A 13,547-nucleotide genomic window follows, 5' to 3' on the forward strand; every position below is an offset into this window, starting at 1 on the left:
AGACATGCTTTCAAGAACTCTAAACTCCCTTTTAACAGACCCAACCATCTCCGAAAAGATGATGATTTTGGCAGGCCCTAGACAAGTAGGGAAAACAACCCTAGCTAAACAGTGGGGAAACGCCTCTCTTAACGGTTATCTTTACTACAATTGGGATGACGAAAAAACTCGACGTTCTTTCAGAAAAGATTCAAAATTTTTTGAGTCACAAGCAAGGGAAAAGGGGGGAAATTGTCGTATTATTTTAGATGAAATTCATAAAATTCCTCAATGGAAAACTGTTTTAAAGGGTTACTTTGATACTTTGGGAGATCAGTTCTCTTTTTTCGTCACAGGAAGTGCTCGACTTGAAATACTACAAAGAACAGGGGATAGCATGTTGGGCCGCTATCATCTGCTTCACCTCTACCCACTTCACCCCTTTGAGGCCGAAAAAAAAGAAACTCAAGTAGTATCTCCTGCCACACTCAACACCCACTATGAAGAAATTTTGGGAACAACTCCCTGCAGCATTGAAACTATCAAAAATCTTCTTGTCTTTTCAGGGTTCCCAGAAATCTTTTTAAAACAATCAGAACGCTCTCTTACCCTGTGGCATCGGGAATACTTACAAAGACTTATTCGAGAAGATTTACGAGATTTGAGTCGTATCACAGACCTCCTAAAGCTAGAACACCTTATTGAAATTCTCCCCCATAAGGTTGGTTCTCCTCTTTCTCTAAATTCCCTGAGGGAAGATTTGCTCTGTTCTCATGATACCGTAAAATCAATGATTCATGCCCTAGAAAAACTCTACATCATTCTTCTAATCCCCCCTTATCATAAACGAATCCCCTATTCCTTACGTAAAGAAAGCAAATTATACTTTCTCGATTGGACTCTGGTGCCTGAAGAGGGAGCGCGATTTGAAAACTTTGTAGCGATTCAACTCATATCTTTTTGTCACATGATCAATGATGGAGGTTGGGGTAATCTTGATCTGTTTTATGTAAGAGACAAACAAAAGAAAGAGGTTGATTTTCTTATTACGAATAATCATAAACCCGTTTTTTTGGTTGAAGTAAAAATAAAACCTAGTTCGCATACCAAAGAACTTGAATATTTTGGTGGGAAACTTAGGCCTCTTGCAAAATTTCAGGTAGTTGCTGAACCCCATATATTTAAACAAATTAAAAAAGATCTTTGGGTTCTTTCCATCAATCGATTTTTTAACCTCTTGTGGAAAGTGCCGGGCTTGGTATGACCTCAACGAATTCCAAAATTGTCGTTTTAGCAAGTGGTGGGATGGATAGTTGTATCCTCATCGGTTGTGCGCTCAAAAAAAGTTTTCAAGTATGGCCGGTTTATATTCAAAAGGGTTTGCGTTGGGAGAAAGCTGAAATTTATTGGCTGAAAAGATTTTTAAGCGCCCTAAAATCTCCTCGTCTCAAACCTTTGACGATTTTGAAACAGGAATTGAAAGACCTTTATCCTAACCACTGGATGTATCGAGGCAAAGGGGTCCCCAATTATACTTCTGCCGATCAACAAGTCGAAATACCGGGAAGAAATCTACTCATGCTTGCTAAAGCGACCTTATTTTGTCGGCAAAAAAATATTCATGGAATTTGGTTGGGAACTTTAAAAGGGAATCCTTTCCCCGATGCCTCCCAAAAATTCTTTCAACTTTATGAAAAGCTCATTGCCCAAGGGCTGCAATATAAAATCAAAATTAAGACTCCTTTCTTCAACAAAACAAAAAAAGAAATAGTTAAATTAGCTCATAGGCTACCGCTTCAACTAAGTTTTTCGTGTCTCAATCCAAAGGGTTTACAACCCTGTGGAAAGTGTAATAAATGTGCGGAGAGAGATAAAATCAATGTTTGAAAAACACATCTTCATTTGTATTAACGAACGCAGTGCCAAAGATCCACGAGGTTGTTGTAAATCTAAAGGGTCAGAGCAAATCCGCGAATGGTTTAAAGAAGAGGTCAACAAGCGTGGCTTAAAAGGCAGAGTGCGCGCTAATGCGGCGGGCTGTTTAGATCAATGTGCTTGTGGGCCTACGGTGGTTATTTACCCCGAGGGTGTTTGGTATACGGTCAAAACCAAGGCCGATGTGGCAAGAATTATGCAAGAGCACATTGAGGGAAATCAGCCAGTCAAAGACTTATTTTTGACTAGATTACCTGGCACCTTTCCCTTAAAATGAGTTCTAATATGGACACGCCCGTTCAACCTACCAAACCCAAAAAAATACGTTGGGGATGGATTATTGGCATTTTCTTAACTCTTTGCCTCTTAAGTTTTATCGCCTTAGGCGGTATCATTTATTGGGCTGTCACCCATGCCATAAAATCCTCGGATGTCTATCAAGAGGCCTTACGCAAGGTTAAAAGCCGGATTGTGATTATTGAAAAATTAGGGACACCCATTGAAGAAAACGGTATCCCCGGAGGAAAGATTTCCTCTTCGAGCGGTAGTGGCAGTGCCAATCTAGAAATTCCTATCAAAGGCCCTAAAGGCAAGGCCACTATTTACTTAAACGCTACGAAGGTTGGCAAACAATGGCGGTATCAAAAGCTCTTTGTGTTGATTCCTGGGAAAAATGGAGAGCCTGATCTTCAAGTTAATCTTGTACTTCCCGCCCCCGAAGAAAATCAGCTTAGGTAAATAGTATTTCTGAAAAATTCTTTTGCAATCCGGCAGAGGCTCTCTCAACCCCGAGCAAAGGGGTTTCGAGTAGCCTCTTCCCGCTTGCAAAAGAATTTTTCAGAAATACTAAATAGATAAATTTCTTCTTGAAGTTTTCAATGTATTAAGGCCAGTGGAATCTATGATCTTCGAACAATTGGCGGTAGGGCCCTTTCAATGTAATTGCAGTATTATTGGCTGTGAAAAAACCAAAGAGGCGATCATTATTGACCCCGGTGATGAAGCAGAAACGATTATCGCCTTGGTTCAAAAGCACGGCCTTAAACCAAAATATTTACTCCACACCCACGCTCATCTTGATCACGTGGGCGCAACCAAGCTGGTTAAAGATCAATGCCGCGGGGAAATTTGCCTACACCGTGACGATCAATTTTTATACGACAATGTGGCCATGCAAGCCTCTTTATTTTTTCTTCCCGCCCCTCCCATCACCAAAGTTAATCAATATGTAGAAGACGGTGACACTTTACAATTTGGAAAATATAAAATTGAAATCTTGCATACCCCTGGCCATACTCCAGGTAGCATTACTTTTTATTTAGTCGCGGAAAATAAACCTTTGCTTTTTACCGGTGATACACTGTTTCTGGGCAGTATTGGCCGTACCGATCTTTGGGGTGGCGATTATGCTACGATTTTAAAATCTATTAAAACTAAACTGTTTGATTTTGATGCTCAAACGAAGGTCTATCCAGGCCATGGCCCTGCTACCACTCTAGGTCAAGAAAAGAATAGTAATCCCTTTTTGATTAATTTATAATTTTTGGTATGTCAGCATCGTTTTTTTCCGACACACAAATGATTATCCTAATTGTGGGGGGATTTTTACTGCTGGATGCCATCATTGTGGTTGGTTTACTTTATAGTCTGAAAGCAAGAAATAAAGATTTTTTCGCGAGTCTTGAACAATATTCAGTCGCCAAAGGTTATGGGTTTCAAAAGAACTCTCTTCTTGCACTCCGTTTTACTTTAACAGGAAAATCCTCTTCTGGGAAAAAATGGTGCCTTTCTACCAAAGCCTCCAATAAAGAAAGTGACTTTTGTTTTACTTCGCAAGATTTTAAAAATCCGCCTCGGCTTTGCATGATCAGCCCCCGCCAAAACAAAACCTATCCGCGTTTAGAAAACTCGATGAATAGCCCTATCGCTAAATGGATGATCCGAACGACTTTAGGCATCCCTAAAGAGCTGTTGGAAAATGTTCAGGTGGTGGATTTGCCAAATGCTGAACTGAACAGTCGCTTTGTGAGCGTAGCTGACAGCAGCCACTCCTTGCGTCAAGTCCTTAAACCTCGAGCTGAAACTATTTTGGCAAATTGGCAAGACGGCAGGCCTTTTATCATGGTGTCAAACCAAGGGCTTGAAATACGTTTCCCGGTCAAAAAAGACTTGCCCACCCTAGAAAAACTCATCGCTTTAGGCGAAGCCATTTTAAGCTAACTGGCTGGCCTAGCCCCCTGGCCGTTGACTTTTGGCTTAAAGCCTCCTATCACCCAAAGATCATGGAATTCTCGATCGAATATTGCGAGAAAAAACTGGTTTTGAAAAATCCCCAGATCCTTGAGGCTGAAAAAGCTTACCTTCAAGCCTATTTAAACAAGGTCAATGGTTATAAAGTCATTGGTTTTCATCAAGGCTCACCAGTTTTCTCTCTCTATCAACCCCCATTGGCCACCCCCGTAGGGCAACGCTCTTTAGACTTTCGTTTGTCACGACGGTTTCAGCATTTACGCGTTCCTGCTACGGCAACCCTATCCATCACCAAGGCCTGTCAATGTGAATGCGAACATTGCTCTGCTGTTTTTTACAATCATGCTCAACAAAAAGAACTCTCTTGCGATGAATTAAAAAAAGCGATTCAACAGACCTGCGCATTAGGAACCACTACAATTATTTTTTTAGGTGGCGAACCCACCTTGCATAAAAATTTTATTGAGTTGGTAAAAAGTGTCCCTCTAGAAAAAGCGTCGGTCATCTTTTTTTCGAATGGGGAACGACTCAATCGGGAACTCTGTTGCCAATTGCAAGAGGCAGGTGTGTTGGGCTGTTTTATTTCACTGGACAGCACCGACCCTGACACCCACGATCGCTTTCGGCAACGCAAAGGCCTTTTTGCCAAGGCCCTGCAGGGAGTTCAGGCCATGCGAGAGGCGGGATTGTTGGTGGGTATCTCAAGTCACCTAAGCCCCACGAATTTAGAACAAAATCATTTTGAAAACACGCTCGAACTAGCCAAACTTGTAGGTGCGCACGAAGTGACCTTTTTTGATGCCATCCCCAGTGGTCGCTGGTTGCAAGATGAAACTTGCCTTTTACAACCCAAAGATCGCGAAAAAATCGCGAAATTGGTCCGAGAATATCGAAAAAAATTAGACTACCCGGGGATTTCTGCCCAATCCACAATGACAAGCGTTTGCGGCAGTGCCTTTTGTTTCGCAGCCAACACCCAATTTTACCTGACCGCCTTTGGCGACATGTGCCCCTGCGATTTTACTCCCCTTACGATCGGTCGTTTCCCAGAACAAAGCATTCAAGAACTCTGGCAAAAAATGACTTCAACATCCCCGTATCACCAACGGGCCAAGGCCTGCCGCATGCAAGACAAAACGTTCCGTGAGCAATACATCCACCCCATCCCAAAACACGGGCCGTTTCCTTACCCGCTTAGTTGAAAAGTCCTCTGTCATTGCGAGGAATCTGCGACGAAGCAATCTCCTCGGTTTAACCGGTGAGATTGCCACGCCCGTTGGGCTCGCAATGACAGAAGCCCTCATAAGCCGACCGGGCGTGGGCTCTCCATTGGCCTCTCCCTGCCTCGAAAAGACGTGACACTATTTGCAGATGAATTGAAGAATAAAATGGAAGATTGCCACGCTCGCAAACGGTGCTCGCTCGCAATGACATCAGACGCGCGATTCGGGGTTGAACAGCTTTTGATGCTCTTCTAACGCATAGCGATCGGTCATGCCAGCGATGTAATCGCAAATATGGCGAGGCAGGTCGTGAGCCTGCCCACTGTCAAAATCATCAGGCATGATTTTGGGATTTTTTAAAAAGGCCAAGAACAAATCTCGCAAAATGCGTTCGGCCTTTTCTGCCATACGCTCGACTCGATAATGACGATAAAGTTTAGTAAAAAGAAATCGCTTCAACTCGGTGTTTTGTCGTTTGATAGGTTCGCTGTAGGCCACTAAATTTTTACCTTGCGTATAAACATCTTCTAAATTTTTGATTTTCTTTTGTTCAAGATTTTCCAAAGTGGTTTTCACCAAATCGGTCACCAATTGATTAATGATGTTGCGAATGGTTTGAATACGAAGAATTTCTAACGTTGCCCCGGGCCTTTTTGCCGCCACTTCGTTATAAGTAGTTTGCCACAACTCCACCTCTTTTAATTGCTCTAAGCTAATTAAATTAGACCGCAGGCCATCATCTAAATCATGATTGTTATAGGCAATCTCATCACTAAAATTGGCGATCTGCGCTTCAATGGAGGGCTCGTGGGTCCGCGTAAATTCATGGCCACCGGGCAAATCGTATTCGGTAAAATGTTTGGATAAACCTTCTAGAACTTCCAACGTAAGGTTAAGGCCTAAATAGCGTGGGTCTCTTTTTTCTAAATGGGTGACAATCCGGAAAGATTGTCGGTTGTGTTCAAAGCCACCCGCATCTTTCATTAATTCGTTCATGGCCTTTTCCCCCGAATGGCCAAAGGGCGGGTGCCCCAGGTCATGGGCCAGGGCAATGGCCTCGCTTAAATCTTCATTGACCCGCAAAGTACGGGCAATCGTGCGTGAGATTTGCGCTACTTCGAGGCTGTGGGTCAATCGCGTACGGTAATGATCGCCTTCGTGGTTCACAAACACTTGGGTTTTGTATTCCAAACGACGAAAGGCCTTGCAATGAATGATCCTATCGCGGTCCCGTTGGAAGCAGGTGCGGTAAGGATGCTCTTCTTCTTGATAACGCCTGCCCAGTGAATGTTTACTGTTGCACGCATAAGCGGCTAAGCGAGCTAATTCTTCAGCTTCAAATTCTTCTCGATCGCGCAAACCCTGATGACTCATAACACCCCCAATATTTTATGAATTTGTGGAATCACGCGTACATGGGCGTAATTTTCAGTGGCTACCTTTTGTAAATGCAACAAATGCTCAAGGGAAATAGGCGTTTTGATTCTGCCCCCCGGGCTGACGGGCTGTAAGATAAGTTCGATGGGCTTTTCGAGATTTTTTAAAAGTTGAGTCGCCATTAAAATATCTTCGGCTTGGGTATCATTCGTTACTATTGCCTTCACATAGACCTCTTTTTTTTGGGCCACTTGCAAAAACTTTAAGTGCTCTTGCCAAAATGTCCCGGTTTGAGCAGCGCTGGGCAATTTAAAATCCATGCTTACAATATCTACCTGGTCGATGATTGTAGCAAGCCGATCGGCATGAATGCCACTGCTTTCTAATAAAACACGATACCGCCCGGCTAATTGGGTGAGAAGGGCTTGAATAAATTTGTGATGGAGCAGGGGTTCACCTCCGGTAAGGCTTAGGGTTTGATTTTGGAAACGTTCGAGATGCGACATGAGCTGGGCAACGGTGCTAGGGTTTTCAAAATAAGTAAAATCTCCACTGTGCGGGGAATATTCGACTCGATATTTTTCTAATTTTTGAAAGGTCGAAGGAGTATCACAAAAAGCACAAGCCAGATCACACTGCAAAAAACGGACAAAAAGCATTTGTTGCCCCACATAGGGTCCCTCGCCCTGAATCGTTGAATAGATCTCGATGAGTGGGGCGGTGAGGGTCATGGCACTGCCCTTACTTTTACCAGCGCCTCTTGAACACTGGCAAACTCTTGTTCCCAAGCCTTTAGCACGGCCTTAGCTAAGATGGGGGTAGAGATTTTTAAATCTTTTAAACCTATTGTGGGCACGGGGGTATTTTGACTAGAAATATTAAGACCTACATGCAACACCGTTGAAACAGGCGTTACCGTTGCAATCGAAACCGATAGTTTTTGCTTTCCCACATAGAGGTCATCGCCTTGGCGTAAGATCGATAATTTGGGTTTTAATTTTAAAATATTTTCCATGATACCAACCATTAAGAGGCGTTGGGCAAATACCGTGGTGGCAAGATCAAATCCAAAAAATTCGCCAATAAAATGCAACATGCTTTCACTATAAATGGGTTCGCAATTACGCACGTCGACTTGATCGACCATGGCTGTCAAAGGCACATCACAAGGCCCCTGGAAGGCGATTAGGCAATTGCCTAAAATACCGGTTTGCTCATAAATAAAATGCGAACGTAATTGTGCGCCGTTGTATTGGATTGTTTTATCAAGAAATTTTGTTTTCATAATTAGATGTTATTGCGAGGACCAAAGAATGGGTGACCCGGTCAGGGGGCCCCCCACCAGCGCAGAGTCCGCTTGGGGACGAGCACTGCTGGGGGAAAGACCGGGGCACCCATTCTTTGGTCCTCGCAATGGCATTAGGTGTTATTCGCCATCGCTCTAAAATATCTTAAGCACGATTCACAATTGCCGCAGGACTTGGCCCCACCCTCATAGCAACTCCACAGCTCCCGAAACGGTACCCCAAGCTTCATGCCTTCTTGCACAATCTCGGTTTTACTCATCCCCAAGGTAGGGCTTACCACTTCGACATGATTAGCGGTTGAAAAATAGAGGCTTTGATTAATGGCTTCGACAAATTGGCGTGAATTGTCAGGGAAGGTAGCGGCTTCTTCAATATTAAAACCCACGATGATTTTACCAATGCCTTGGGCCTCGGCAATAAAGGCTGCCCAATTAATCATGATGCCATTGCGATTAGGTACCCACACCGCACGGGCTGATTTGACGATATGTTCGTGGCTATCCAGATGAGATGATTCTAAAGCAGGCAAATCCAGTTCGGGATTAACTAAGGCGCCGGCTAAACGTGGTTCGGGTAAAGTCATTTTTATAATTTTATGTTCGCATTCCAGTTGATTACAAATCTTTTGTGCGGCTTGAATTTCGCGCAGCGCGGCCCGTTGCCCATAATCAAAGGTGAGGGCCAAGGCAATGGGAGCACTTTGACGATAAAGGTAGGCCGCCACTGTTGAATCAAGACCACCGGAAAGTAAAATTAAGGAACGATTACTCATAGTAAGATGTCATTCAGAGTCCCTGCGTTGGGCAGGGACGATGAATCTTCCATTTCCCATTGTTCACATAGATCCTGCCACCCTCTATTTTTAACTTCAATTAACAAAATTTTTTTCTCCCTCGATTTCCCCTTGATCTGTTTTTCCCGACTTATAGCTTCATTAATATCACCAAAATATTCCAGATAAACTAACTTGGTAAGATTATACTTTGCAGTAAAAGAACTAGGGATAGTTTTGTTTTTATGTTCATAAATGCGACGTGTAATATCGTTGGTTACACCCGTATACAAGACGGAGTGATTGATATTAGTCATAATATAAACGTAATAATTATGGTCTTTCATATGAAATGGAAGATTCTTCGCTCCGCTCTGAATGACATTTATTACTCATAATAACTCGCCGCACAATCGTCGGTTTCCCATACGGTAACACGGGCTACCCGCACCCCCGCACGGTTTAACTGTTTGCTCATTTCGCCAAAAATAAACTTGGCCACTTGTTCAGCGCTGGGATTTATCTTTTTAAAAAGGGCATTTTCGTTGAGGTAAGTATAATCGATTTTTTTATAAATACTTTCAGCTTCTTTTTTCACCTCGAGAAAATCAATAAGCACTTCTATGCCATCGAGTTTTTCGCCCATTATTCGTATTTCGGTTTTCCAATTATGACCATGGAGTGGCTCCATCGAGCCGTCATAAAGTCGCAAGTTATGGGCCGCCACAAAGGGTTTGGTGATAATGACCTCAAACATAGGCCTTAGGCGTTAACCCAGCGGCTCGTTTAAGGTCAATAGGGATCGCTGAGCTTACTGCTTGATTTTGTGTGGAGTAGGGTTTTCGCCGCGGGCTCGCGCTGCAGCTTTCTCTATCTTTATAGTTTCCCCTATTTGTTGTATAAATCTCGTAATACAGTCCGCCTGGGAAACTTCATTCCCACAAAGAGGGACTGGGGTCATACGATCAACCTGTGCTGCTACTACCGCTGCAGTTAAACCGACTAACAACTCGGATAAATCCCATTGGAATGCAGGGTCCCGTGATTTCATGTGTTCAAACGAAACCAAACTAGCAGCGGAGCGCCTCGACAAAAAATACTCTCTTTCTCCTAATGACTCTTCTAATTTAGCCCACTTTTCAGGATTGATAACTATAGATCGTTGACTCAGACTCCTAATAGACTGGCGAGCCAAGTGTTCATAGTGAGCGATGGGAGGAGTTTTCGTATCTACTTTATAATCTTTTACCTGACGATACACAGCTTTGGCCACCGTAGGCAAGCCACCGGTCAAAACTTCAACTGCCACTTTACCAACTTCACCAGCAATTTTTCCGAGTCCCATAAAACCTCCTAAAATTGTTAAACCCCCATTTGGCTCTTATTATCGTCCCCATAACAATTTAGTTTCCAAAAAAATACATCTATTTTGAGTTTATTATAAATTTTTATACATAAAAATTAGCTAAACTTCCAATTTAATGAATATTTTCAGCGAAACCTAGACCTGGCTTTTGGCGATAATAGCTTAGAACTTTAAACTAAAGGGGGGCTGATGGGTAAACCACCTAAAATTGATCAACGTTCTGAAGTAGCCGCTTGTTATTATCCTATTGCAAAGGGCGGGGCACCTGACTCACCCGACAAGGCGGCTTGTGAAGGAAAGATTAACAAGGCCGAAAAAGCCTATACTCAAAAAAATCCGGGTCACATTTGTAAAACCGAACGAACCCTTTTTACCAATAAAGCAGCCCCGAACATTATGTTAAGATTGCTTTGTGGTTTACCACCCGATCCATGGGGGATTGAACCAGTAGAACCGGAAGCCTTGCCTTAACCCTTCTTCCATTTAATAGAACAACCCATAGTAGGGAATTGTTCGGGGGAAGGTTTTTTGCCTAACAACATGGCATCGAGGGCCTCGCGTAGTTCTTGACGGGTTACTTTGGCAGGTTCTTTCCAATTGTTATCAATACGGCCAAAATATCTGGCGTGCAAACCGCCCCATAGCTACGTGCAACTGATTACGTTGCATCGACTAAATGGGGTGGGTACCTAAAATTGATCTTCAGTCTCAAAAGCCAGATGCCTGGTACAAGAGAGCTGCAAAGTCAAAATGATAAGAACTATAATAGGCTACCGTAGCAGCAGTGTATGTAATGACCATGAGCTGCTGCCCTGCTACGTTTCTGGCGCACGTTTCCTGCCTTACCCCGTTTTTGTCTTGCATCGTGAAATTATACCAGGTCTTTTCCCTCATGGTAAATGTCTCGACTGCTGAGAGAGAGCTACCTTGGTGTTCGTAGCCAGGGTTCTTTAACACGCCTTGGCGCATGTCTTCCAAAAACTTCTTCGCGGATTTGGAAGTCGTATAGAGCTCGCCTCTAATCCACACTCGGTCGATTGCCTTATTGGCATCCATCATAAAAATATTAGACCTCCCCCCGCTTTCATTCCAGGTCCAACCCGGCAGTAAGTTAATTTTCCCCTTGAGCTCAGCTATCGAAAATCCAAAGACTGAAGTAGTAAGCAGAATCGAGCTTGTAAAAAACATGAGGCAAAGCAAAATATATTTTTTGAACATGGATTCTCCTGGTATTAACTCCACTCCTTCATATTCGGGGGGTATCCCAGATATGGACGAGAGTGAGATCGTTATTTATAAGCTAAATAAAAATGTGTCGCGCTGCCTTAATCCTCATTCTTTTCCTGTTTATTACAAGGAAATGGCCTTCACCCTCTCCACCAAATAAAGTGGCCACGAAATAAGGGTAAAGGAGATTTCTTCTCCCCCATGGAAGGGACCCGTCAATTTATGTGAAACGGGTTGAATAGTGGGAAGATTTAAATCGAACCGAAGGGTATTTTTGACCTGCTTTTGTCGCACAAATTGTTGAATTGATTTTAAGCTTCCACTTTTGCCTGCCTTTACCTCAATAGGGAGAATTTTTGAGGCAAGAGAAATGACAAAATCAAGTTCTGCATTGCCTAATTTGCTTTCTCTCAACCAATAAAAAAGTTCAGGGGCTTCTAAGCCTTTTGAACCATAAGCCAGATGCTGAGCAATAAACTGCTCTGCCAAATAACCTTCGTGCACCAGTTCTCTTAAATTGAGTTTTGAGATATCACTCCACTCCAACCCACATAAATAATTAAACAACCCAACATCTAAAAAATAGAGTTTATAAACTTTTTCATCACGCCCCACTTTCAAAGGTAAACCCGAACAATCGCTATGATAGCAAGGAAGAAGAAGTCTCGCTCTGGTTAACATTTCAATCGCCATTTTTACATCGACTGAGCGATCATCCGAAGAAAGCTTCGAGTATTTTACTTTTTGACCCACAATCTTTGGGAAAATATCAAGAATCTTTTGAAGAAGTAGATGAAATTTTTGAGAAGTATTATATTTCGAAAAATCATCTTGATAAGTTTGAAGGATAGACCGGTGTACCGCCCGCGCTTCAAGGGGACTCAAAGTGTTTTGATAAACAGCCACGCTCTCAGGCATGCCCCCCACAAATAAAAATTCCCGTTGCCTCTCAAGCAACCGCGCATGGGCCATTTCAGGTATTTTCTCACCAAGTTGAAACCCTTGCAGGATTTTGACAAGCTGATCTTCACCTAAAGCCGATAAAAATTCACTGAAAGTTAAAGGCCCTACATGTAAATAATCAATCCTTCCCACTGGCATTGAAAAACTGTGTTTTTCCAAAATAAATTCCAGCAAAGACCCTGCGGCCACAACAGGCAAATCCGGTTTTTCTTCATAAAAATAGCGCAAGGCAGGCAAGGCATGGGGAGTGGCCTGAATTTCATCTAAAAATAAAACCACATTGGGCAAAGCAAGCGAGAGATTGGCAAGCACCTCGAGTTCTCGCAAGATTCTGGGAATATCATTGCTTTGAAAGATAAGATCTAACCGTGGATGACGTTCGAGATTAATCTCAGCTAATTTTAAATTCTGTTGACGGGCCCAGTTACGAACGAGGGTAGACTTCCCCACTTGCCTGGCCCCTCGTAAAACAAGCGGCTTTCTGGGCTTTTTTCGAAACCATTCAGTAAGGGAATTTTCTAAGGTTCTTGCAATCATATGCTAAAATATACCCTGATTTTAGCATAAATTAAGATGAAATAAAGGTATTTTTTAGTATAATTAGGTTTTCTTCCATTTAATAGAACAACCCATAGTAGGGAATTGTTCGGGGGAAGGTTTTTTGCCTAACAACATGGCATCGAGGGCCTCGCGTAGTTCTTGACGGGTTACTTTGGCAGGTTCTTTCCAATTGTTATCAATACGGCCAGGGGTACAAACCGCCCCATAGCTACGGGCAACCGCTTGCGTTGCATCGACCAAATAAGGAAACCCATAATTTTTATCGAGGGCCCGTTTTTTTAAGTTGGTGGGTTTGTCATCGGGGTAATCGGTGGGGTCATTGGCACAAATACCCACCAGTTGAACCGATTTGTCTTCGTAGTCTTTACGCAATTGAATGATGCGATCTTCGACGGCTTGCACATAGGGGCAATGCACACAAATAAACATAACCACTAAAATTTTCTTATCATCAAAACTTAAAAGATTATAAGTTTTGCCATCTAGAACGTTGGGCAAATTAAATTCAGGGGCTGGGCTACCTAGGGAAATGTTTTTTGAATTAAGCAGGACCATGGCAGGAAACTAACGCAAATCTGGATCCCGGG

Annotated in this window: 19 protein-coding genes; 8 read left to right on the forward strand and 11 right to left on the reverse strand. The window is 42.9% G+C overall.

Annotated elements, in window-relative coordinates:
* Positions 1-67: 67 nt before the first annotated feature.
* The 7 genes from HYU97_00625 to HYU97_00655 all read left to right on the forward strand — a co-directional run bounded on the left by HYU97_00625 (position 68) and on the right by HYU97_00655 (position 5,366).
* Positions 68-1,243 carry an ATP-binding protein gene (locus HYU97_00625; protein MBI2335257.1) on the forward strand — a complete coding sequence of 392 codons (1,176 nt, stop codon included), beginning with the start codon at positions 68-70 and terminating at the stop codon, positions 1,241-1,243.
* Positions 1,240-1,866, forward strand: coding sequence for a 7-cyano-7-deazaguanine synthase (locus HYU97_00630; protein MBI2335258.1), 627 nt, complete (start codon positions 1,240-1,242; stop codon positions 1,864-1,866). Before HYU97_00625 ends, HYU97_00630 begins: the two co-directional genes overlap by 4 nt.
* Complete coding sequence (locus HYU97_00635) at positions 1,859-2,191, forward strand: (2Fe-2S) ferredoxin domain-containing protein (GenBank protein ID MBI2335259.1); 333 nt, start codon at positions 1,859-1,861, stop codon at positions 2,189-2,191. The genes HYU97_00630 and HYU97_00635 overlap by 8 nt, the downstream gene beginning before the upstream one ends.
* Complete coding sequence (locus tag HYU97_00640; GenBank protein ID MBI2335260.1) at positions 2,188-2,652, forward strand: hypothetical protein; 465 nt, start codon at positions 2,188-2,190, stop codon at positions 2,650-2,652. Before HYU97_00635 ends, HYU97_00640 begins: the two co-directional genes overlap by 4 nt.
* A gap of 163 nt (positions 2,653-2,815) precedes the next feature.
* Positions 2,816-3,454, forward strand: a complete 639-nt coding sequence (locus tag HYU97_00645; protein MBI2335261.1) for an MBL fold metallo-hydrolase — start codon at positions 2,816-2,818, stop codon at positions 3,452-3,454.
* Between the two features lie 38 nt (positions 3,455-3,492).
* Entirely contained in the window at positions 3,493-4,134 is a 642-nt protein-coding gene (locus HYU97_00650) for a hypothetical protein (protein MBI2335262.1), read from the forward strand.
* A 62-nt stretch (positions 4,135-4,196) separates the two neighbouring features.
* Positions 4,197-5,366 carry a radical SAM protein gene (locus HYU97_00655; GenBank protein ID MBI2335263.1) on the forward strand — a complete coding sequence of 390 codons (1,170 nt, stop codon included), beginning with the start codon at positions 4,197-4,199 and terminating at the stop codon, positions 5,364-5,366.
* Between the two features lie 231 nt (positions 5,367-5,597).
* Here the strand turns inward: HYU97_00655 and HYU97_00660 are convergent, their stop codons facing one another.
* From HYU97_00660 to HYU97_00690, 7 genes are all read right to left on the reverse strand, one after another.
* A complete protein-coding gene (locus tag HYU97_00660; protein MBI2335264.1) occupies positions 5,598-6,761 on the reverse strand; it encodes a deoxyguanosinetriphosphate triphosphohydrolase in 1,164 nt (387 codons plus the stop codon).
* Positions 6,758-7,495 carry a 7-carboxy-7-deazaguanine synthase QueE gene (locus HYU97_00665; GenBank protein ID MBI2335265.1) on the reverse strand — a complete coding sequence of 246 codons (738 nt, stop codon included), beginning with the start codon at positions 7,493-7,495 and terminating at the stop codon, positions 6,758-6,760. The genes HYU97_00660 and HYU97_00665 overlap by 4 nt, the downstream gene beginning before the upstream one ends.
* The gene (locus HYU97_00670) at positions 7,492-8,049 is read right to left on the reverse strand and encodes a DUF366 family protein (GenBank protein MBI2335266.1); all 558 of its coding nucleotides are present in this window, start codon (positions 8,047-8,049) and stop codon (positions 7,492-7,494) included. Before HYU97_00670 ends, HYU97_00665 begins: the two co-directional genes overlap by 4 nt.
* 134 nt (positions 8,050-8,183) lie before the next feature.
* On the reverse strand, positions 8,184-8,843 hold the full coding sequence (gene queC, locus HYU97_00675) for a 7-cyano-7-deazaguanine synthase QueC (protein MBI2335267.1): 660 nt from the start codon (positions 8,841-8,843) through the stop codon (positions 8,184-8,186).
* Positions 8,840-9,190 carry a GIY-YIG nuclease family protein gene (locus tag HYU97_00680; GenBank protein ID MBI2335268.1) on the reverse strand — a complete coding sequence of 117 codons (351 nt, stop codon included), beginning with the start codon at positions 9,188-9,190 and terminating at the stop codon, positions 8,840-8,842. The genes queC and HYU97_00680 overlap by 4 nt, the downstream gene beginning before the upstream one ends.
* A 41-nt stretch (positions 9,191-9,231) precedes the next feature.
* Complete coding sequence (locus HYU97_00685) at positions 9,232-9,600, reverse strand: 6-carboxytetrahydropterin synthase (GenBank protein MBI2335269.1); 369 nt, start codon at positions 9,598-9,600, stop codon at positions 9,232-9,234.
* Positions 9,601-9,654: 54 nt separating this feature from the next.
* Positions 9,655-10,188: a hypothetical protein gene (locus tag HYU97_00690; GenBank protein MBI2335270.1), complete on the reverse strand. Its 534-nt coding sequence runs from the start codon at positions 10,186-10,188 to the stop codon at positions 9,655-9,657.
* Positions 10,189-10,398: 210 nt separating this feature from the next.
* On the opposite strand from HYU97_00690, the gene HYU97_00695 reads away from it, so the two are divergent.
* Positions 10,399-10,680: a hypothetical protein gene (locus tag HYU97_00695; GenBank protein MBI2335271.1), complete on the forward strand. Its 282-nt coding sequence runs from the start codon at positions 10,399-10,401 to the stop codon at positions 10,678-10,680.
* On the opposite strand, the gene HYU97_00700 is transcribed toward HYU97_00695, so the two are convergent.
* The 4 genes from HYU97_00700 to HYU97_00715 form a co-directional block, all read right to left on the reverse strand.
* A complete protein-coding gene (locus HYU97_00700) occupies positions 10,677-10,841 on the reverse strand; it encodes a hypothetical protein (protein MBI2335272.1) in 165 nt (54 codons plus the stop codon). The genes HYU97_00695 and HYU97_00700 overlap by 4 nt on opposite strands.
* A 76-nt stretch (positions 10,842-10,917) precedes the next feature.
* Positions 10,918-11,427, reverse strand: a complete 510-nt coding sequence (locus HYU97_00705; protein ID MBI2335273.1) for a hypothetical protein — start codon at positions 11,425-11,427, stop codon at positions 10,918-10,920.
* A gap of 132 nt (positions 11,428-11,559) precedes the next feature.
* Positions 11,560-12,936, reverse strand: a complete 1,377-nt coding sequence (locus HYU97_00710) for an ATP-binding protein (protein MBI2335274.1) — start codon at positions 12,934-12,936, stop codon at positions 11,560-11,562.
* A gap of 63 nt (positions 12,937-12,999) precedes the next feature.
* Positions 13,000-13,515: a thioredoxin family protein gene (locus HYU97_00715; GenBank protein MBI2335275.1), complete on the reverse strand. Its 516-nt coding sequence runs from the start codon at positions 13,513-13,515 to the stop codon at positions 13,000-13,002.
* Positions 13,516-13,547 lie beyond the last annotated feature (32 nt).

The organism is Deltaproteobacteria bacterium (genome assembly GCA_016183235.1).
In the GTDB taxonomy this organism is placed as follows: domain Bacteria; phylum UBA10199; class UBA10199; order DSSB01; family JACPFA01; genus JACPFA01.